25 protein-coding genes and 1 pseudogene are annotated in these 20570 nt (G+C 37.6%); 14 read left to right on the top strand and 12 right to left on the bottom strand.

Features of this window, described 5'->3' with window-relative positions; all coding sequences use genetic code 11:
* Nucleotides 1-150 precede the first annotated feature (150 nt).
* From AC0L8O_RS20080 to AC0L8O_RS20055, 6 genes are all read left to right on the top strand, one after another.
* On the top strand, nt 151-1176 hold the full coding sequence (locus tag AC0L8O_RS20080; RefSeq protein WP_473444835.1) for a LacI family DNA-binding transcriptional regulator: 1026 nt from the start codon (nt 151-153) through the stop codon (nt 1174-1176).
* A gap of 101 nt (nt 1177-1277) precedes the next feature.
* Nucleotides 1278-2000 (top strand): ThuA domain-containing protein, encoded by a 723-nt coding sequence (locus AC0L8O_RS20075; RefSeq protein WP_473444833.1) that lies wholly within the window; start codon nt 1278-1280, stop codon nt 1998-2000.
* Between the two features lie 73 nt (nt 2001-2073).
* On the top strand, nt 2074-3105 hold the full coding sequence (locus AC0L8O_RS20070; protein ID WP_473444830.1) for a Gfo/Idh/MocA family protein: 1032 nt from the start codon (nt 2074-2076) through the stop codon (nt 3103-3105).
* Nucleotides 3106-3110: 5 nt separating this feature from the next.
* A complete protein-coding gene (locus AC0L8O_RS20065) occupies nt 3111-4133 on the top strand; it encodes a Gfo/Idh/MocA family protein (protein ID WP_473444828.1) in 1023 nt (340 codons plus the stop codon).
* A 257-nt stretch (nt 4134-4390) separates the two neighbouring features.
* A complete protein-coding gene (locus tag AC0L8O_RS20060) occupies nt 4391-5359 on the top strand; it encodes a sugar phosphate isomerase/epimerase family protein (protein WP_026562255.1) in 969 nt (322 codons plus the stop codon).
* A 109-nt stretch (nt 5360-5468) separates the two neighbouring features.
* Nucleotides 5469-6665, top strand: coding sequence for a class I SAM-dependent rRNA methyltransferase (locus tag AC0L8O_RS20055; RefSeq protein WP_026562256.1), 1197 nt, complete (start codon nt 5469-5471; stop codon nt 6663-6665).
* Nucleotides 6666-6706: 41 nt separating this feature from the next.
* On the opposite strand, the gene AC0L8O_RS20050 is transcribed toward AC0L8O_RS20055, so the two are convergent.
* A complete protein-coding gene (locus tag AC0L8O_RS20050) occupies nt 6707-6904 on the bottom strand; it encodes a hypothetical protein (protein ID WP_473444825.1) in 198 nt (65 codons plus the stop codon).
* 108 nt (nt 6905-7012) lie between these two features.
* Here AC0L8O_RS20050 and AC0L8O_RS20045 point away from each other — a divergent pair, with 108 nt between their 5' ends.
* The 3 genes from AC0L8O_RS20045 to AC0L8O_RS20035 all read left to right on the top strand — a co-directional run bounded on the left by AC0L8O_RS20045 (nt 7013) and on the right by AC0L8O_RS20035 (nt 9039).
* Nucleotides 7013-7210 (top strand): hypothetical protein, encoded by a 198-nt coding sequence (locus tag AC0L8O_RS20045; RefSeq protein WP_473444823.1) that lies wholly within the window; start codon nt 7013-7015, stop codon nt 7208-7210.
* A complete protein-coding gene (locus AC0L8O_RS20040) occupies nt 7152-7526 on the top strand; it encodes a P-loop NTPase family protein (protein WP_473444821.1) in 375 nt (124 codons plus the stop codon). The genes AC0L8O_RS20045 and AC0L8O_RS20040 overlap by 59 nt, the downstream gene beginning before the upstream one ends.
* A gap of 379 nt (nt 7527-7905) precedes the next feature.
* A complete protein-coding gene (locus AC0L8O_RS20035) occupies nt 7906-9039 on the top strand; it encodes a DEAD/DEAH box helicase (RefSeq protein ID WP_026562259.1) in 1134 nt (377 codons plus the stop codon).
* 359 nt (nt 9040-9398) lie between these two features.
* On the opposite strand, the gene AC0L8O_RS20030 is transcribed toward AC0L8O_RS20035, so the two are convergent.
* The 7 genes and pseudogenes from AC0L8O_RS20030 to AC0L8O_RS20000 form a co-directional block, all read right to left on the bottom strand.
* Nucleotides 9399-9992, bottom strand: coding sequence for a peptidoglycan-binding domain-containing protein (locus tag AC0L8O_RS20030; protein WP_473449050.1), 594 nt, complete (start codon nt 9990-9992; stop codon nt 9399-9401).
* Nucleotides 9975-10475, bottom strand: a pseudogene (locus tag AC0L8O_RS20025) (peptidoglycan recognition protein family protein); the annotation flags it as partial. The pseudogene AC0L8O_RS20025 and the gene AC0L8O_RS20030, both read right to left, overlap by 18 nt.
* A 270-nt stretch (nt 10476-10745) precedes the next feature.
* Complete coding sequence (locus AC0L8O_RS20020) at nt 10746-10940, bottom strand: YfhD family protein (protein ID WP_026562261.1); 195 nt, start codon at nt 10938-10940, stop codon at nt 10746-10748.
* Nucleotides 10941-11018: 78 nt separating this feature from the next.
* The gene (locus tag AC0L8O_RS20015) at nt 11019-11147 is read right to left on the bottom strand and encodes a YfhE family protein (RefSeq protein ID WP_078433381.1); all 129 of its coding nucleotides are present in this window, start codon (nt 11145-11147) and stop codon (nt 11019-11021) included.
* A gap of 283 nt (nt 11148-11430) precedes the next feature.
* Nucleotides 11431-11988, bottom strand: coding sequence for a GNAT family N-acetyltransferase (locus tag AC0L8O_RS20010; RefSeq protein ID WP_473444819.1), 558 nt, complete (start codon nt 11986-11988; stop codon nt 11431-11433).
* Between the two features lie 421 nt (nt 11989-12409).
* Nucleotides 12410-13534, bottom strand: coding sequence for an amidohydrolase (locus tag AC0L8O_RS20005; protein WP_473444818.1), 1125 nt, complete (start codon nt 13532-13534; stop codon nt 12410-12412).
* A gap of 29 nt (nt 13535-13563) precedes the next feature.
* Nucleotides 13564-14463 carry a TIGR01777 family oxidoreductase gene (locus AC0L8O_RS20000; RefSeq protein ID WP_473444816.1) on the bottom strand — a complete coding sequence of 300 codons (900 nt, stop codon included), beginning with the start codon at nt 14461-14463 and terminating at the stop codon, nt 13564-13566.
* A gap of 113 nt (nt 14464-14576) precedes the next feature.
* On the opposite strand from AC0L8O_RS20000, the gene recX reads away from it, so the two are divergent.
* Both recX and AC0L8O_RS19990 read left to right on the top strand, forming a co-directional pair.
* Nucleotides 14577-15380: a recombination regulator RecX gene (recX, locus tag AC0L8O_RS19995; protein WP_473444814.1), complete on the top strand. Its 804-nt coding sequence runs from the start codon at nt 14577-14579 to the stop codon at nt 15378-15380.
* A gap of 12 nt (nt 15381-15392) precedes the next feature.
* Nucleotides 15393-15719 (top strand): YfhH family protein, encoded by a 327-nt coding sequence (locus AC0L8O_RS19990; protein ID WP_473444811.1) that lies wholly within the window; start codon nt 15393-15395, stop codon nt 15717-15719.
* A gap of 178 nt (nt 15720-15897) precedes the next feature.
* Here the strand turns inward: AC0L8O_RS19990 and AC0L8O_RS19985 are convergent, their stop codons facing one another.
* On the bottom strand, nt 15898-16059 hold the full coding sequence (locus tag AC0L8O_RS19985) for a YpzG family protein (protein WP_084043099.1): 162 nt from the start codon (nt 16057-16059) through the stop codon (nt 15898-15900).
* 33 nt (nt 16060-16092) lie between these two features.
* Nucleotides 16093-16257 carry a small, acid-soluble spore protein K gene (locus AC0L8O_RS19980; protein ID WP_026562267.1) on the bottom strand — a complete coding sequence of 55 codons (165 nt, stop codon included), beginning with the start codon at nt 16255-16257 and terminating at the stop codon, nt 16093-16095.
* Nucleotides 16258-16368: 111 nt separating this feature from the next.
* Here AC0L8O_RS19980 and AC0L8O_RS19975 point away from each other — a divergent pair, with 111 nt between their 5' ends.
* Nucleotides 16369-16638 (top strand): YfhJ family protein, encoded by a 270-nt coding sequence (locus AC0L8O_RS19975; protein ID WP_473444809.1) that lies wholly within the window; start codon nt 16369-16371, stop codon nt 16636-16638.
* Nucleotides 16639-16764: 126 nt separating this feature from the next.
* Here AC0L8O_RS19975 and AC0L8O_RS19970 read toward each other — a convergent pair whose 3' ends face one another.
* Nucleotides 16765-17745, bottom strand: coding sequence for a metal-dependent hydrolase (locus AC0L8O_RS19970; RefSeq protein WP_473444808.1), 981 nt, complete (start codon nt 17743-17745; stop codon nt 16765-16767).
* Between the two features lie 455 nt (nt 17746-18200).
* On the opposite strand from AC0L8O_RS19970, the gene mutY reads away from it, so the two are divergent.
* Nucleotides 18201-19298, top strand: a complete 1098-nt coding sequence (gene mutY, locus AC0L8O_RS19965; protein ID WP_473449048.1) for an A/G-specific adenine glycosylase — start codon at nt 18201-18203, stop codon at nt 19296-19298.
* A gap of 133 nt (nt 19299-19431) precedes the next feature.
* Here mutY and AC0L8O_RS19960 read toward each other — a convergent pair whose 3' ends face one another.
* Entirely contained in the window at nt 19432-19656 is a 225-nt protein-coding gene (locus AC0L8O_RS19960) for a hypothetical protein (RefSeq protein ID WP_026562271.1), read from the bottom strand.
* 143 nt (nt 19657-19799) lie between these two features.
* On the opposite strand from AC0L8O_RS19960, the gene fabL reads away from it, so the two are divergent.
* On the top strand, nt 19800-20555 hold the full coding sequence (fabL, locus tag AC0L8O_RS19955; RefSeq protein ID WP_078433389.1) for an enoyl-[acyl-carrier-protein] reductase FabL: 756 nt from the start codon (nt 19800-19802) through the stop codon (nt 20553-20555).
* Nucleotides 20556-20570 lie beyond the last annotated feature (15 nt).

Below are 20570 nucleotides of genomic sequence, written 5' to 3'. Positions count from 1 at the left end.
AATATAAATAGAGGTTCCTTCATATATTTTTTGATGGGAAGAGGATAATAGATTTATTTTTTATAAGAAAATAAGGATTGTTCTTGATCTTCTGCTACCATTCATTATATAATGACATCAAAGTTAGTTAACCGTTTAACCGGAGGCAAAATGAAGCAGAAAATAACGATAAGAGATGTAGCAAAACATGCCGGGGTTTCACCAGCAACTGTTTCCTATGTGCTTAATGGTATAAACAAGGTATCAGAAGAAACAAAGGAAAGAGTTATGCTATCTATTCGTGAGCTTAACTATCAGCCTGATTTTACGGCAATTAGTTTATCAAAAAGAAAATCAAATATGATCGGTGTCATTATGCCGCTCGTAGGTGATACGCTTGCGCCCATTCTTAAGGACAATCCTTATTTTAGTGAGCTTCTAAGCGGAGTCGAATATTTCTGTCGTAAAAGTGGTTATGATTTTGTTATATCAGGCATTTCCAATGCGGAAGAATGTAAAAACTGGATTATGAAGAGAAATTTAGATGGACTAATCGTTTTAGGGAAATTTCCTTTATCTTTATTAGAAGAAATGAAAACGCTGTCTATACCTCTGGTTTTTATTGACTCCTTCGAGGATTATACAAATCATTATCATAATATACGTATAGATGATGAACTAGGTGGATATCTGGGCACAAAGCATTTAATAGAATTAGGTCACCGTAATATATGCTTTATCCCCAATGGAAAAGTTGATTATGCGGTAGATGGCCAGAGATTTTTAGGATTTAAACGGGCATTAGCTGAAGGGAATATACCCCTTAAAGACGAAATGGTATTGGAAGGAAGATACAATTCCTTTGAAAACGGCTATTTAATTGGAAAAGATCTCGTGAAAAATAAAAACATAACAGCAATCTTCACTTCATCAGATATTACGGCATTAGGGATTATGAAGGCTGCGAATGATTCTGGTCTAAGAATTCCTGATGATCTATCAATTGTCGGTTTTGATGATTTGATGATCAGTCGCTACTCTTCACCAAGCTTAACAACGATTCGCCAAGATGTTTTTCGTAAAGGGGCGGTTGCAGCTGAAACAGCCATCCATGCAATCGAAAATGAAGATGTTAAGACAGAAGAGATTATGCTTTCTGTTGAATTAGTAGTCCGAGGATCTACTAAGGAAAAATAGCACTTTAAGGAGGTGAACTCATCTAATCTCATTGTGTAATGATGAATTGTTAACCGGTTCACTAAATGTATGAAAAATAAATTTTGATTAGGGTGATATAAATGACAAACGTAACAGTATGGAATGAAAATAGACATGAACAGAAAAATCCGGTCGTAAGTGAAATTTATCCTAAAGGAATTCACGGTGCGATTGCCGAATTTTTACAAGAAGATAATTATGAGGTTAGAACAGCTACATTAGATGAGCCTGAGCATGGGTTAACTGATGAAGTTCTGGAAAATACAGATGTACTAGTATGGTGGGGACATCTTGCCCATCATGAAGTGGATGATTCAATTGTAGAAAAGGTTCAACAAAGAGTACTTGATGGAATGGGACTTGTTGTCTTGCATTCAGGTCATTTTTCTAAAATTTTCAAAAAGTTAATGGGGACTAGCTGTGATTTAAAATGGCGTGAAGCGGATGATAAAGAACGTCTATGGGTTGTAGATCCTAGCCATCCAATTGCTGACGGTGTTGGAGAATACATTGAACTTGAAAAAGAAGAAATGTATGGTGAGCACTTTGATATTCCGGCTCCGGACGAATTAATTTTCACAAGCTGGTTTGAAGGTGGAGAAATCTTCAGAAGCGGCTGTGTATTCAAACGTGGTAACGGAAAAGTATTCTATTTCCGACCGGGACATGAAACATATCCTACGTACCACAATGAACAAGTTCAACTTGTCATTAAAAACGGCGTAAAGTATGTAAGCCCTGTCAACCGCAAGCGTCCAGTGTATGGAAATGCAAAACCGCTTGAGGCTATTTCAGCAAAATAATCTTAGATATACACTTTGAAATCATAAAAAAGAAGGGGAAAGCTCCCCTTCTATAAAAATGGAGGAATGTAAAATGGGTAAATTACGAGTTGGAGTTATTGGGTGTGGAAGTATTGCACAATATCGTCACCTTCCTGAATATGCATCAAACCAGAATGTTGAACTAGTAGCAGTATGTGACATCGTGGAAGACCGTGTAAAAGAAGTTGCAAATAAGTACGGTGCAAAAGCATTTACTGACTATAAGGAACTTATTGCAAGTGGTGAAGTAGACGTAATTAGCGTGTGTACGCCAAACTACCTTCATGCACCTGTCTCAATTGAAGCCTTAAACAATGGTCTTCACGTATTATGTGAAAAACCGATGGCAACATCTCAAGAAGAAGCAGATGCAATGATTGAAGCAGCGAAAAAGAATGATAAAAAACTTATGATTGCTCATAACCAACGTTTTGTACGTTCTCATGAGCTTGCGCGCCAGCTAATTGAAAGCGGTACACTTGGAAAGATCTACAGCTTCCGTACAGCATTCGGTCATCCGGGACCAGAAGGCTGGAGTATCGATGGAAGAGAAAGCTGGTTCTTTGAAAAAGAAAAAGCATATATCGGTGCAATGGGTGATTTAGGAGTTCACAAAACAGATTTAATGCGCTATTTACTTGGAGAAGAAATTGTTGAAGTTGGTGCATTTATTGAAACAACAGCAAAAGAAGGTGCTGATGTGGATGATACAGCTGTTTGTGCCCTTAAAACAGAAAGCGGAATCATTGGAACTCTTGCAGCAAGCTGGTCTTATACAGCAAAAGAAGATAATTCAACGATTATCTATGGTGAAAAAGCGATCCTTCGCTTGGAAGACAATCCAACATATTCATTAGTTGTTCAATACACAAATGGTGAAGTTGTGAACTATGAATTAGGTAAAATTCAATCAAATGATGAGGGTGGCCAAAACACAACTCATGTGATTGATAACTTTGTCACATCCATTGTGGAAAACACAGAGCCGCCAATTAATGGTGAAGAAGGTATGAAGTCATTAGCTGTTATCCTAGCCGCCATTAAATCAAATGAAACAAAAACAATTGCTAAAGTATTTGAGTGATAAAAATGAGTAAACTACGTATCGGAATCATTGGTGTTGGCGGAATTGCTCAAGGCCGTCATATTCCAGCATTTCAAAGCTTTGCTGATGACTGTGTAATTACAGCAGTCAGTGATGTAAATATAGAGAGAGCACAGGAAGTTGCAACAACACATAAAATTGAACATGTAGTAGAAGATTATCGTGAACTTTTTCAGCATGTTGATGCAGTATGTATTTGTACACCGAATAAGTTTCACGCTGAAATTACAATCGCCGCTTTAGAAGCGGGAGTAAATGTCCTTTGTGAAAAGCCAATGGCCCTTTCTGCACAAGAATGTGAAAGAATGCTGGAAGCTTCAAAGCATACAGGCAAAGTATTAGCGATTGCGTATCACTATCGTTTTATGAAAAACTCTCAAGCTGCTAAGCAATTAATGGAAGAAGTGGGAACGCCGCTTGTCACAAGAGTTCAAGCTTTGAGAAGAAGAAAAGTTCCTGGCTGGGGTGTGTTCACAAACAAATCCCTTCAAGGTGGAGGTAGTTTAATAGATTATGGCTGCCATCTATTGGATCTTGCCATTTGGTTAATGGGAAGTCCGAAACATGTTGAAGTAAACGGCAGCACATATAATGTGTTAAGCAAAACGCCAAATGGTGTCAACCAATGGGGTGCCTTTGATCATGAAAGCTTTGATGTAGATGATCATGTGACAGCATACATTAAATTTGAAAATGGTGCTTCACTCTTATTGGAAACATCATGGGCAGCAAATATACTAGACGATCAGGAACATCTAAGTATCTCAGGAGTAAATGGCGGTATAAGTGTATTTCCTCTTGAGCTCTACACAGCCAAAAACGGCATGTTAATGAATAGCCAAGCTGCTTGGGTACAAGGTGAAGATAACCCCGGAATCGCTCAAGTGAAAAACTTCATTGATGCTTGTCGTGGAGAAGCTGAGTTAGTCGTAAAACCTGAAGAAGCATTACAAGTTTCACAGATTATCGATGCAATTTATCAATCTGCTGAAAGAACTAAGGGATAAATAAGTAAAGCTTAATTCTTATAGGTTGTTGCTTTAGAATACTATTTTTATAAACTTAGTGGAATGGAGCTGAAGACACTCGACTCCTGCGGGAAGTAGAGGAAAGGCTGAGACCCCGCAGGCGTAGGCGAGGAGGCTCAGCTTCCTCCCCGCGGAAAGCGAGTGTCTGGAGCGTAATGAAACAAACTTGTTCATAGAGATTAACTATTATTCGTTAAAAGTGTTCAACCATAATCTAAATTATAGGAGGAATTCCAATGAAATTAGGCGTATTTACAGTACTTTTTAATGACAAATCCTTTGAAGAAATGTTAGATCGTGTGAAAGCATCAGGGCTTCACGCAGTAGAAATCGGTACGGGCGGATATCCTGGAAATACTCATTGCGAATTAGATGCTCTACTGGAAAGCGAAGAAAAGCGTAACGAATACCTAGCGAAGATCCAAGAGCGCGACCTCATCATCAGTGCATTCAGCTGTCACGGTAATCCGATTTCACCAGACAAAGAATTGGCAAAAGACCATCATGAGACAATCATGAAAACAATTAAACTAGCTTCACTAATGAATGTACCTGTTGTTAATACATTCTCAGGTACACCAGGTGACAGTGAAGATGCAAAATATCCTAACTGGCCTGTCACACCATGGCCGAATGAATATGGTGATGTGTTAAAATGGCAATGGGAAGAGAAACTAATTCCGTACTGGAAAGAAGTCGGAGCATATGCACAAGAGCATAATGTGAAAATTGGCTTGGAATTACACGGCGGATTCTTAGTTCACACTCCATATACATTATTAAAACTTCGCGAAGAAACATGTGATGCAATCGGTGCTAACTTAGATCCAAGTCATCTTTGGTGGCAAGGTATTGATCCGGTAGCAGCGATCAAAATTTTAGGAAAAGCAAATGCTATCCACCATTTCCATGCAAAAGATACATACATTGACCAAGACAATGTAAATATGTATGGATTAACTGACATGCAGCCATACGGCGAAGTTCAAACAAGAGCATGGACTTTCAGATCTGTTGGTTGTGGACACAGCCTAACAGAATGGAATGATATCATGAGTGCCCTTCGCACATACAACTACGATTATGTTGTAAGCATCGAGCATGAAGACCCAATTATGTCAATTGACGAGGGCTTCGAGCGAGCTGTTACAAACCTGAAAACAGTATTAATCAATGATCAGCCATCTCAAATGTGGTGGGTATAAGATAAAGGTGCGCCCCTCTAGTACAAGAGGGGTTTTCTTTTTTTGTGAAAAATCTGTATCATGGAGAATAGATTCGTTTGACGGAAATAAATGAAGCATAGGTGAAAAGATGGCAAATCCAATTCAAGTACAGATAAAACCAAACTATGTAAAGCAATTTAGATCAGGTTATCCTCTTATCAACAAAGAGGCAATCAAAAATACTGAAGTTCTAAAACAAGAGGGTTCGATTATTGATCTTGTTGATGAAAGAAATCAATTTATAGCTAAGGGATACTATGGAATACAAAATAAAGGAAGAGGTTGGATCTTAACTTATAACCAAAGGGAAGTCATTGATCAATCCTTTTTTGAGAAAAAAATAAAAGCTGCGGTTGAAGATCGCCGGTCTTTTTATCATGATCCTGATACAACTGCTTTTCGCGTTTTTAATGGTGAAGGAGACGGTATCGGCGGATTGACGATTGATTGCTTTGAAGAAGGGTATTATGTGGTCACTTGGTATAGTGAAGGAATCTATTCTTTTAAAGAAGAAATTATAAAGTCTTTAAGCAATACTGTTGATTTTAAAGGAATCTATGAAAAGAAACGATTTGATGTTAAGGGTACTTATATGGAAGATGATGATTTTGTTACAGGTGAGCGTGCCAGCTTTCCGCTAATTGTGAAGGAGAATGGAATCCGTTTCGCAGTTTACCTAAATGACGGGGCAATGGTAGGGGTTTTCCTTGACCAGAAAGATGTTCGCAAAGCAATCCGTGATAAATATGCAAAAGGAAAAAATGTATTAAATACATTTTCCTATACAGGAGCCTTTTCTGTTGCAGCAGCACTTGGAGGAGCAGCAAAAACGACAAGTGTGGATCTAGCAAATCGCAGTAAAGCAAAAACAATTGAACAGTTTAGTGTAAACTCTCTTGATTATGAAGCACATAGTATTATTGTTGAAGATGTATTTAACTATTTTAAATATGCTGTTCGAAAAAAACTGTCATTTGATATGGTCATCCTGGATCCGCCAAGCTTTGCAAGATCAAAGAAGCATACCTTTAGCGCAGGAAAGGACTATCCGGATCTATTGAAACAGGCGATCCAAATAACAGAGAAACAGGGAATCATTGTTGCTTCCTCTAATTGCAGTACTTTTGGAATGCAGAAGTTTAAAGGATTTATTGAAAAGGCATTTCAGGAAATGGGAGAAACGTATAAAATTCTTGAAGAATTTAGTTTGCCGAAAGATTTTAAAACAATAAAGGAATTTAAAGAAGGAAACTATTTAAAAGTTGTTATCATAAAAAAATTGTAAGCTAAAAAACTGACATTCCCCGGAATGTCAGTTTCTTTAAGCTAATGAATAATTAAGTAGGATTTATATTCTTTAATAATGTCCCCGCGTTTTCCTAGAAGTGTTTTGTATTCCCTTAATAAATCTGTATTACTTCTATCTTTTACCCACGCAGAAAATGCACGCTCACATTCTCTCGAAATGGCTGACAACTCATTGTTAATTTCATTCAATTTCTTAATATGAACATGCGTAACCATCGGGAGCCACCTTTCTGTTACTTTTTCATATGATAATTAGGTGATACCCTAAATTTCTATTACGTAAACATAAAAATTAAAAAATATTTAACGAAGGGGTAGAGAATTTTGAAGAAAATTATGGTTATAGGGGTATCAGCAGGAGCGGGAAAATCGACATTTGCCAGAAAGCTGTCAGACATTCTTCAAATAAACGTGCACCATCTAGATACGATGTACTGGGAGCCGGGATGGGTTGAAGCAGCATTTGAAGATTTTAAATCCAGTGCAACAGGAAGTTATCAATCAACAGGCATGGATTATTGAAGGAAATTATCGTAACACCTTTGAAATGAGAGTAGAAAAGGCAGACACTATTATTTATATTGAAAAGCCATTGACAGTCTGTTTATATCGGGTCTTGAAAAGATGGCTAACGAACATAGGGAAAGATCGACCTGACCGTGCCATTGGTTGTAACGAAAAGATAGACATGGCTTTCATCAAATTTATATGTAGCACATATTTTCAACGTAAGAAAAAAGTGAGACAACAACTTCAAAACCTAAAATCTAGTAAACAAGTCTTCATTCTTACATCAAATACAGAAATTGACTCATTTTTACGAAGACTGGCGAATTAGAATTATTTCTGGGGAAATATGACGAATTATGGATTCATATATTACACTGGGTGGAAATTAGCTATACTATAGATAGTGGTGAGAAAGGTTAGTTGCTATGGTGCTGTTTTCGTTTAGATAGTTTTCTTTAGAATCTTAATTGTGAAAAATGATAGTGGAATGGAGCGGAAGACACTTGACTCCTGCGGGAAGTAGAGGAGAGGCTGAGACCCAGCAGAAGAAGCCGAGGGGACTCAGCTTCCTCCCAGCGGAAAGCAAGTGTTTGAAGCGCAATGGAACGAACCCCGTGCTTTCTATAAATAAACAGCATTAAGTGTATTGAAAATAATGAACTCTTAACATGAATACATACAGAAGTTAGTGGAGGAGATAAACAAATATGTCAGAACAAAACTTTTTACAAGACGCAGAACCATTTTTACAAAATAATTGGGAAAAAGCAAAATTTCCAGAACCTACAGCAATCCAACTAAAAGCAATCCCTCCAATCCTGGAAGGAAAAGACGTTATCGCTGAATCCCCTACAGGAACAGGAAAAACCCTTGCATATGTGCTCCCGCTTTTAAACAAGGTAGAAGTTAATAGGAAATCAGCACAAATCGTAATATTAGCACCATCAAGAGAGCTTGTTATGCAAATATTTGAAGAAGTAAAGAAATGGTCAGAAGGAAGTACCATCACAAGTGCCTCTTTTATTGGTGGAGCAAATATTAAAAGACAGGTTGAAAAACTAAAGAAAAGCCCTCAAGTAATCCTTGGAACACCTGGAAGAATCCAAGAATTAATAAAAATGAAAAAGTTGAAAATGCATGCAGTAAAAACAGTTGTACTAGATGAAGGTGATCAACTTTTAACTCCTGAACATAAAAAGACAATTCAGGAAATTATCAAATCAACATTAAACGAACGTCAAGTTGTCTTGTTCTCAGCTACCACAAATGAAAGCACCGAATCCAGAGCAAGAGACCTTATGAAAAAGGATCCTGAAATCATTAAGGTGAGCAGAGATGAAATTCCGGTTGGACAAGTTGATCATGTGTATCTTGTTTGTGAACAAAGAGAAAAAGCACACATCCTTGAAAGATTGGCCAAAAATATACCGATGAAAGCTTTAGGGTTTGTAAAGGATATCGGCAACTTAGATGTATTAGGAGAAAAGCTTGAATATAACGGAGTAGATGTTCATCTTTTACATAGTGATACAAAGAAAGAAGAACGTGAGGCTGCACTAAAAAGCCTTCGATCAGACAAACAGGGACTTTTACTTGCTACTGATGTGGCAGCGAGAGGCTTGGACATTGCTGAGCTATCACATGTTATCCACTATGACCTGCCGGCAAATGCTTCCCAATATGTTCACCGCTCAGGCAGAACAGGACGTCAAGGGGCATCAGGTACGGTTATTTCAATTGTAACAGAGAGGGAAGAAAGAGAACTAAAGAAACTGGCTAAAGAGCTGGACATTACTCTTGTAAAGAATGAATTGTACAGAGGAGAATTAGTTGAAAAATAAAAAAGAAATTTTGTACTTAGTGTAGGTGTCTAGCTCCAGCGCCTAGCCCCGAAGCATAGGACGTGCAAGTGGCAGTCTTTGCGACAGGACGTCGCGTTCTTAGACTGCCTCTAGGGTCTAGCCAATTTGGAATTGAAGGCAAAGAACGCCTTCTATTCCAAATCGCCTTTTTCAGGTCAGGGCTGGTCAAGGCGCTTGCGCTTTTCTTAACAAGAAAGCACGCCACTCTATATGAGCAGCGTGCTTTTTCGCTTCATGATGTGAGTACTGTGATGTACTAATACTTTATGTTGCAGAAGGAATTGTTATACATCTTTTTCACATGAAGTTTTTACAGATTTTTTCTGGTGAGACTTGTGCTAGTCATCTAATTCCATTCTGATATACTTTCTTGTATTTGGTCCGTAGATTCCATCATCTTTAAGTGCTGCATACATGGATTGAAACCTTCTTACTGCATCTTCTGTTCGGGGACCATAAATCCCATCTACCGTACCCGGATTATAGTTTATTTGCTTGAGGGCTCTTTGCAGTTGTCTAACAGATTCTCCTTGATCTCCACGTCTCAAAATACCGCTTGGTAGAGGAAAATCAGGTGCAGATACTCTTTGTTGATTCACCTGCTGCAATTTGGATAACGTGACTTGCCCAACTAAACCATCTACAGCTAAATGATGATCTCTTTGAAACCTCATAACCGCATTTTCAGTCTCTTCTCCAAACACACTATCTGCACCGTAGCGGGGTAATCTGTATCCTGCTTTAATGAGCTGTTGCTGAATATCTCGAACAAATGCACCTGAAGCACCTTCCCCAATCGGTAATTTCACAGTGGAGCCTTTTGTTACCCGATTTGGGGCCGGAGCTGTTTGCTGTGGAGGTTTGCTTGGCTGACTTGGTGTTTTGGCACCATTAAAGTTTCGAAGAGCTTCAGCGACATCATCAATAAACATCGACCAAGATATGCCGTGTGTTCTAAGGATTCCAACTGGATCTGTTCTTCTTGAAGGATCCAGAGTGGCGTGAGCAACAATATCGGATTTAGGATTCAGATTAAATCTGTCACATAAATACGCATGATACCAAACATATCGATCATATGCAGCATCAAAATTTATTTTACCGCCATGGCATAATTCTACCCCGATCGCTGCACTATTGGCATTAGCTCCATAAAGTCTGTTATCTGCTGTAACATTTGAACGGACATGATAGGCGATCTCGGTTAAAGGAATTATTTCTAAAATATATTTATCATCAATAAAGGTATGAGCAGAAGCGGATGGTTGTTGTCTATCAAAATAATTGCGATTTCCATAAGCTGTCGAGCCCGGGTTTCCAGTGTCATGACTTACAATGAAGCGTACGGTGTTTATTCGTTGCCCTGAACGGGAATTTCCGGTACGAATATAATCTTGTGTTATTTCATAAGCCAACTATTAACACCCCTGTCTATATTTAATACAAAGTAATACACTGTAATATATGTTTTTTATGGGGAAATGTCACTTTGAAAAGTTATTAACAGTTCCCACAATATACACAGGAGAGGATTTTTGAAGAAAGTATGTAACTTGTGGATAATCAAAGCCTTTTTTTAGAGATATTAACATATGTATCCACATTATCCACAATTTTAATATTGATTTATCCACAGAGTTTTCCCCAAATAGAAAAGGAAGTGGAGTTATCCACTTCCTTTCTTATTAAGAATTGCGGTTTGTACTTTGTCGTTGATTGGCAGCGTTTGCTCTTGCCTGAGCCTCTAGATCAGCCTGATCTGCTAATTCTCTCGAAAATTCTTCATCTACACCGTCTCTTTTTAAGTTTTTAGGTGTTTGTGGAAGAGTTGTTGAGTTCTTATCACGTGCTTTATGGTTATGTTGATGACCTCTGCCCATGAAAAAAAGCCCCCTTAATCAAATTGAACTTTTGGTTCAAGTTTAGGATGGCTTAATTTCGTTATTTCATGTTGGAAGTTAGTGACTATTTTTGCTTATGTATCCACCAGCACGATCAGCATTTTTGAATTCTCTAGAGTATGTCACTTCCTGCATACTGGAAAGTGTACTTTTTGATTTATCTCGTCTTTTCTTTTCTGATGCCATCATAATCATCCTTCCAAAATATAGTATTCAAGATTTAGTTTTGACAAGGGGGAGGGATTCATACAAATTGTCTTTAAGTTTAGATGGAGTGGAAGAAAAAAAGTCGGTCAATTTTTGTCGGAAAATGTCTAATAGTAAATATATTCTCAGAATCGTTAATAAATCTCCAGAATCGAAAATATAACTTCAAAACCGGAAATAAATCCACAGAATCGAAAATATGTACTTTACTCAAAGTTCCTCTCCGAATAAAAAAGGCGGGATTCAATAGAATCCCACCTAATTAAGCCTCTTTCAGCTGCTGATCATCAACTTCAGATGCATTATGGTATTTATAAATTGTATATTGATCTCTAGTAATTTCAAACAAATGAAAAATGTCTTCTCCATTGTTAATTTGTTCTAGTAAATGTGCTCTTGTTTCATTGGCATTCACAACATAAGGTAGTTTTTCTGCGGCTCTAGTTGAGCGGATGTTTTGTTTGCGAATTCGCAAGAAGATTGTTTCGATATCTAATTCGTAGAATAGCTCGTTAAAGAAAGCGTCTTTTGCCATCTGATTATAGCCTTTGCCGTGATACGGTTTACCGATCCAGGTACCTAAAAAACCTGCTTTGTCTTGGATATCAAACAAACTGATTGTGCCGATTGGAGAGCCCCATTCATCTAAAATGGTACGTGAAATCAATTCACCTCGTTCTTCAGCTTCAATCGTTTGTTTTGTTAGAAATAGATATTCTTCAAAAGAATTTGCTTTATGACGCACAAATGGGAAGACATCAGGGTGAACCATGTGTTCATAAAGTGTATGACTATCATAAATATCACGTTTTTTTAGCATCTGGACCCCTCCAACCTGAGGGCAGACTCCACGTGATATGGTCGTCCTCACCCTCGAAATTTTTTATGTTGATTTACCTTCAAAAAATTTCGGGGTGGGAATCGAACCCACTAGAACCAGTAAAGCTGGTGGCGCACCATTTGCCTTCCCATTACTAGATTTAATTGTGTTTTCATATAAAAGCATTGCTTCCATGAAGTATCATACGGCATTTTAAATGAAAAAGATACTCCTTTTTTGTCGAATAAAAAAATATTTTTTTTATCGTACAATAGTTGTTGATTTAGCCAACATTCTGATATCCTGGTAAATTATTCTGCTTGGAAAACATACTAATATCATATGTTTTAGTGCGTTAAATCAAAAGAGCTTCAAAGAAGGCTGACGAAAAACAAAACAATAGTAAGATAATATTATTTTGTCACTTTTTATACACGACGTCACCGCTAATCATCGTTAGTTCCGGCTTTGCAAGATAGTGGAAGGGGTGGTAATTCCAAATAACAAGGTCTGCGTCTTTACCTACTTCTATACTACCGACTCGTTCATCTACTCTTAAATTGCGTGCTGCTGTTATTGTGATCCCTTCCAGTGCTTTTTGTTCATCAAAACCTTCTCTCACTGCAAGAGAGGCACATAGATTTAAATATTGAATCGGAGTATAAGGGTGATCGGTTGTGATAGAGACTTCGACACCTTTTTCAGATAGTGCTTGATAGGTTTCCCATGTTTTGTTTTTTAATTCTATTTTTGATCTCCTGGTTAAAGTGGGTCCCACACATACTTTCATTTTCTTCCCTACCAATTCATCTGCAATGAGATGTCCTTCTGTGCAATGCTCAATTCGATAGTCTAAACTGAATTCCTCTGCAAATCGTATAGCACTCATTATGTCATCTGCTCTATGAGCATGGATGCGTACCGGGATGTCCCTCCGTAATGCTTTTTTAATAGGAATGGAACGAAAATCTTCTTTTTCATCACAATATTTTGCATGGTAGAAAGCCTCACGAAGCATACCCATTATTCCCATTCTTGTAATAGATTCTTTATTACCGTGGCTATGCATTCGTTTCGGATTCTCACCAAGTGCAATTTTAAGTCCGGCTGTTTCCTGCAGGATCATTTTTGAAACATTAATACCATATGTCTTAATAACAGAAGTGGTTCCTCCTATCACATTTGCGCTTCCCGGCATCACATGTGCGGTTGTGATACCGTATTTAATGGCATCCTTAAAAGCAGGATCCAGTGGATGAACACCATCTAATGCACGGATATGCGGGGTAATGGGCTCGATCGTTTCATTGGCGTCATTGCCTGCCCATCCAGTTCCTTCGTCATAAAGACCTAAGTGTGTATGAACATCAATAAATCCGGGGAATAAATATTTATCCTTACATATAATCGTATCCGTCGATTCAGACGGGTCTAAATTTTTTCCGATAGCCTTAATCTTACCGTTTTCTACAAGAACATCGGTCTCATAAACAGGAGGAGAGGTTATCGGATAAACGGTTGCTTGTTTAAAAAGTGTTGATTTCATCTTTCGATACTCCTTGTTTTCCACCATCTTTAAGATGATGTTAAAATATCTTGTAACGCTTTATCAACATGTGGATAAGTAAATGTGAAACCATCTTCTAACGCCTTTTCTGGTAATACTTTTTGACCTTCCAAAATAAGTAGGCTCATTTCACCTAACATTATTTTTAAAGCAAAGGCGGGAGCAGGAAGCCAATGAGGACGGTTAAGGACGTTGCCTATTGTTTTTCCGAACTCGTTCATTGTCACAGGTCTTGGAGATACAGCATTGACCGGTCCTGAAATCGTTGAAAAGATGATATGTTCGATTAGACGGACAAGATCCATCACATGAATCCATGACACCCATTGTTGTCCGGAACCAAGGCTGCCACCTGCAAACAATTTATACGGCAACACCATCTTCGATAACGCTCCTTCATCACCTAACACAATTCCAAATCGAGTGAAAACAGTACGAACATTGAGCTCTTGGATCTTGCTTGCTTCCTTTTCCCAGATTTCAACTGTTTTTGCAAGGAAATCTGAGCCAGTTTCATTTGACTGTTCGGTAAACGTTTTTGTTAAAGAGGTACCGTAAAGGCCGATTGCACTTGCATTAATGAATACTTTAGGCTTTTCATTTAAAGAGGAAATGATCGAGTAAATCGCTTTTGTTGATTCAACTCTGCTAGCAATTATTTGTTTTTTCGCCTCTTCGGTCCAACGGTCATTAATGGACTTTCCAGCTAAGTTGATTATGACATCAACTCCTTCAAGAGACCGAACGGGATTTGCGGTTTCTGTCATCCATTGAACAAAATGTAAGTTCTTTTCAGCAGAAGTTTTTTGGCTTCGTGTTAAAATATACATATCATGACCTTTATTTAAAAAATACTGTGTTAAATGCTTTCCAATAAAACCAGTACCACCTGAGATGGCAATTTTCACTAACACCACTTCCTGTTCATGTGTATTATTCTATAGTTCATTAATACCATTTATTTTGGAAATATCCTCTTTTGAATGTGTTTGTTATTAAAAAGTAGTAGGTGAGAACAAGAATGGCTTTGATTACAAAAATTACAACCCAAAAGCAATCAACAGAACGTTTCAATATATTTTTGGACGACGGTCAAGGAGAAAAGTATGCATTTAGTGTTGATCAAGATGTTCTCATTAAATACAATCTCCAAAAAGGCCAAGAAATTGATGAGCTTGAAATCCATGAGATCCAATATGGAGATCTTAGTAAAAAGGCTTATAATAAAGCTTTAGAGTTCTTAAGTTATCGTATGCGATCGATAAAAGAAGTGGCCGAACATTTAGCAAAAAAAGAATTTAATGAGGCAATTATTCAAGACGTCATCTACAAATTAAAAGAATACAACTATGTTAATGATTTGGAATTTGCCATCGCCTATGTTCGGACTCAAAAACAAACAAATGGAAAAGGACCAAGTGTTTTAAAAAGAGAGCTAATCGGAAAAGGCATTAATCAGGACTTTATCGAACAAGCGCTTCAAGAGTACAACGATGATGATCAGCTTCAAGAGGCAATAGATCATGCAGAAAAACTGTTAAAAAAGAATAACAAGATATCCACAGTCCAGATTAAGCAAAAAATTGAACAGCACCTAATGAGGAAAGGTTTTCGATACGATATTATTTCTAAGGTATTAGATGAAGTCCAATATGAACAAGATGAATCAGAAGAATGGACAGCTCTAATGAAGCATGCTGAAAAAGCACAAAGAAAATATCAAAATGAAGATCCTTATCAGTATCGAATGAAGATGAAACAATTTTTATATAGAAAAGGGTTTTCCATTGAGTTGATTGAAAAGTTTCTTGAAGATGAAGAATGAGGGGGATAAAAAGTGTTAACAAAGCGTTATAGTGAAATGACGGAGTATGAATTGAAAAATGAAATAGCGGGACTTAAGGAAAAAGCAAGAAAAGCAGAGCAGCTGGGAATTATCAATGAGTTTGCAGTTTTGGAAAGAAAAATTACGATGGCAAAATCCTATTTGTTAGATCCTAACGATTATAATCCTGAAGAAGTTTATGAAATTGAAGGAGCACCAGGTGAGACATTTAAAATTAACTATATGAATGGCATCTTTGCATGGGGATCTCGTTTATCAACACCTGATCATGAGGAAGCTTTGCCAATTTCCATGTTAATGAAAAAGGTGACTCAATAGAGAACTATTGAGTCAACCTTAAACTTGTCGTTTAGGAAATTGATAAGCGCTTCGACATCCAGCTTCAGCGCCTGGACCCTCTAGGGTCTAGCCACAAATGAATTGAAGACAAAGAACGTCTTCTATTCATTTGCGTCTTATTTGCCCTAGGCTAATCAAGGCGCTTGCGCTTTAGTTGTTACGATTGCTTTCTAACTTGTCTTTTTAAAATGATGAGGTCTTGTGTTTGTTGTGTTTGCCCATTTACTTGAGCATGTGCATGTTTTGGATTAGCCCAAGGCTGATTGAATGGATTTGCATACATATTGTCGTAAAATTTTTTATGACTGTGTGAACCCATTATTAAGCACCTCCACAAGTTTGGTTTAGCGTTTTAAGAGTAAGGATTTTCACGTTGACCTGATGCTCTCATCCGTTCTTGCGGGTGAGAGTTAATTGTCCCGTTTGCTCTTTTTGAAGCAAATTCATCTTTCGCTCTTGGTTCGCCTTCAAACTTGTTGTTGCCCATGTTTGGAAATCCTGATGCTTTGTTTCGCAACACAATCCCCTCCAAATCATCATTTATTAGCTTCACTAAATGAAGCGTATTAATAGTATGGTTGCTAAATGGTGAAATATAAGTAGAGAATCCTGCCTAGAGGTGAGAATAATGGAAGATTATTTTGAACGATTAACAAATGAGCTACTAAGCAAAAATAACAGTTTATCCTATGCCCAAGCACGAACATGGGTAGAACTGCTTTGGGAAGACTTCGAATCAACCCAAGCCAAAACAGGAAATACTTATCAAGGAAAACAAGTAACAGAAACAGTTGTGAGACAATTAATTACGCATTATGGAGATAAGTTGCATGATTTTATTGCAACTAATCCAACGTATCGTGACTTACTGAATAAGGATGATTATTTAAAACATTAAATACTAAGGGTTTTTACTATATCAACTTATTAGTGGAATGGAGCGAAAGGGAACGAACTTAATTTACACCTTTTCTAAGTGATACAAAATAGTAAGAGGATGACTAAACGTCATCCTCTCACTATTTTATTCGGGAATAAGCTCAAGTTTTTTACGCAGCTTTTCTTCACTAAAAATCCAGCCTGTATAAGAGCTGACAATATTTAAGTCTGTGTCTAATTGGACAATGGCGACAAAAGGATAATATCCCTTACTGCGATAACGAAGATCGATAAATCGAACCTCGAAATGATCACTGAATTCATCAACCTCCCAGCGATAAACCGGTGAAAATGATAAAAAAGCTGAAATATTATCATCCTCCTCTGCCGCCTTAATGACTTCTGTTTGTGGAACAGGCACACGCTCAAACTCATCCAACAGAATAATCTCTTCGTTAACAGAACGAGCAACATGAAAAGTTTTATCAGTCATGATTGCAATATGCCATTGACGAAACCTCATTGTCGGTGAAATGATGATCTGCTCAATATCTGGGATGATTTTGTGTAAACGACGGACAATATTTCTCTTCATAGCAAAACGAATCAGGTAATAGCCAATCAAAATGATATAAATGCTCAAAAATGTGTAACCTGGATGAGCACCGAAAACCCAAATCACAATTCCGATAATATGCATGAAAAAAATAAAAGGATCAAATGTATTAATCGTTCCTAAGGCGATCCATTTTTTTGTGAACGGCCTCAATGCTTGAGTTCCATAAGCGTTAAAAATATCAACAAAAACATGAAGAACGATCGCGAACAATGTCCAAAGATAAAGATGAAGCAGATTGCTCTCAGGAATAAAAATCGTCAACATACCTGTAATCAAAAAAGACCATATAAAGATAGCCGGAATTGAATGTGTAATCCCTCTATGATTTCGAATATATTTCGCATTATTTCTTAGTTTTAAAATGGTATCCAGGTCAGGAGCTTGTGACCCAATAATTGTGCCGAACATTACAGCTGTAGCAGTGGGATTATCAATGCCAACGACCGGATCAAGAGTCGCTAACCCGCCAAGTGCAATGCCCATGACCACATGTGTTCCAGTATCCAATGAATGTACCTCCTTGTTTTAACACCCGAGGATATAACCCAAGTTTTCTAAGTGATTGTCCATAAAAGCTCTATTTCATAAGTTCTTTGAAAATATATGATGCAATAATGTCCAATGTGAACATTTCTGTTTATTTTTAAACATCAAGACTTTATCTATAAATGAACTTGTACTATTCTAACAGGTAGAAAGTGTGTTAAATTTAGAATTTAGTCTTGGTGTATAAGCTCCAGCGCCTAGCCTCAGATCGCACAGGACGTACAAGTGCAGTCGTAGAGATTGATGTCGCGATTTTAGACTGCCTCGAGGTCATAAGATGCAAATGAATTGAAGACAAAAAGTTCTATTCATTTGGATCTTATTTGCCCTAGACTGATCATGGCGCTTGCGCTTTTCTTATTACCATATATTTTCCCGATTATGAAGTAAATTAACATCCGGAGGAAAAATAAATGATAAATGAAGTGAAAGATAAGCTGGAAAGCTTTCAAATACATGATTTTCAGCATGATTTAATATCATGGTATAAACATGAAAAAAGAGATTTGCCTTGGCGTAAAGACCAGGATCCCTATAAAATTTGGGTATCTGAAATCATGCTTCAGCAAACAAGAGTAGATACCGTTATTCCTTATTTTAATGCATTTATAGGGAAATTTCCTACTATAGAAGCACTTGCAACTGCAGATGAGGAGGAAGTTTTAAAAGCATGGGAAGGACTTGGGTATTACTCACGGGTTAGAAATCTTCATTCGGCTGTTAAAGAGGTTGCGAATTCTTATGCAGGTGTTGTTCCGAATACACCAGAAGAAATTTCAAAATTAAAGGGTGTAGGACCATATACAAAAGGAGCAATATTAAGTATTGCATATAATATTCCGGAGCCGGCGGTTGATGGAAATGTGATGAGAGTATTTTCAAGAATATTATCGATCTGGGATGATATTGCAAAACCGAAGACAAGGAAAACCTTTGAAGAGGCCACATATAAATTGATTTCCAAAGAAGATCCATCTTCTTTTAACCAGGCGGTAATGGAACTTGGTGCGTTAATTTGTACCCCTACATCTCCTTCTTGTTTATTATGTCCGGTCCGTGAGTATTGTTCAGCTTTTGCGGAGGGAGTACAGGCTGAGCTTCCGGTAAAAAGCAAGAAAAAGAAGCCAAGACCATTACAAATGGCTGCAGTTGTTCTTTATGACGATCATGGCAGACTATATATTCATAAACGTCCTGGTACAGGGTTATTAGCTAATCTTTGGGAATTCCCGAATATGGAGATCAAAGCAGAAACAAAAGAATCATATCGGGAACAAGTAAAGCAGTTTATAAAAGAAGAATACCAAGCTGAGGCAGAAATATCCGAATTAACAGGAACTGTTGAACATGTGTTTTCCCATTTGATTTGGAATATCTCTGTGTTTATCGGAACATTAACTAATATCCCCTCAGAGGATTTATTACCTGTAACAGAAGAAGAAATGAAAAAATATGCTTTTCCTGTATCACATCAAAAAATCCATAAAATTTTCCAGGAAGAGTCTGTGAGATAATATTCGAGTTCTTCAGATTAGTGATGAGGGATATATTTGAAGGTTTTGACACTAGTTATGCCCTTCATACCAGTGATGAAGGACATTATTGAAGGGTTTGACACAAGTAATGTCCTTCATACCACCTTTTTAATTATTCATAAGAAACTCTAGTGCCATGTGTATAATCTGCTTCATTTCGTTTTAGCCCGCCGCGTGACGTAATTTCTTGAACGATCTCACGGTGAATGGTTTGTCCCTCTACATTAAGGTACGGAACCATTTGTTGAAGAGAATGATGGAAATAGGCGAGCTCTTCTTTTTTCCATTCGTTTTTGGGCATCATTGATAACTCAGTCATATCACGACCAACGTACATATATATCCTCCTCTACTGGAAAAGAGTCTTTAGGTTGTACATGAAATTGATTTTGGGAACACCAACAAACATAGAAGTTTCACTATATTATTTGATACAATGATGACATCTATGCGATTAGATACATATAAGGAGATGACAAAATGACCCAAGTAAATAAAGTAGCACTTATTACAGGGAGCAGCCGTGGAATTGGAAAAGCTGTTGCCCTTCGTTTAGCAGAAAAAGGATATGATATTGTTGTTAATTATGCACGAAGTAAAACAGCGGCTCTAGAGGTTGTGGAGCAAATTGAAAAGCTTGGTGTAAAAGCGATTGCTGTTAAGGCGAATGTTGGAAAACCGGAAAAAATTAAAGAGCTTTTCGCTACTATTGAGGAAGAATTCGGTAGATTGGACGTATTTGTAAGCAATGCTGCTTCAGGTGTTCAAAAACCGGCAATGGAGCTTGAAGAAAGCCACTGGGATTGGACGATGAATATCAACAGTAAAGCATTACTATTCTGTGCTCAAGAGGCTGCAAAGCTGATGGAGAAAAATGGTGGAGGGTTTATCGTTAGCACGAGCTCTTTAGGATCAATCCGCTATTTGGAAAATTACACAACAGTCGGTGTTTCAAAAGCAGCGTTAGAAGCTCTGACAAGATATTTAGCAGTTGAGCTTTCTCCGAAGAATATCATCGTAAATGCAGTTTCAGGCGGAGCGGTTGACACTGACGCATTAAAGCACTTCCCGAACCGTGAAGAACTTCTTGAGGATGCAAAGAAAAATACACCAGCAGGAAGAATGGTTGAAATAGAGGACATGGTCAATGCAATTGAATTTTTAGTAACAGAAAATGCTTCCATGATTAGAGGCCAAACAATCATCGTCGACGGCGGACGTTCTTTGCTTGTTTAAATAAATAAATTTTTT

The organism is Metabacillus sp. KJ11-3 (assembly GCF_055808295.1).
The sequence above is the reverse complement of the archived record's forward strand: the minus strand, read 5'-3'. Positions and strand labels throughout refer to the sequence as shown.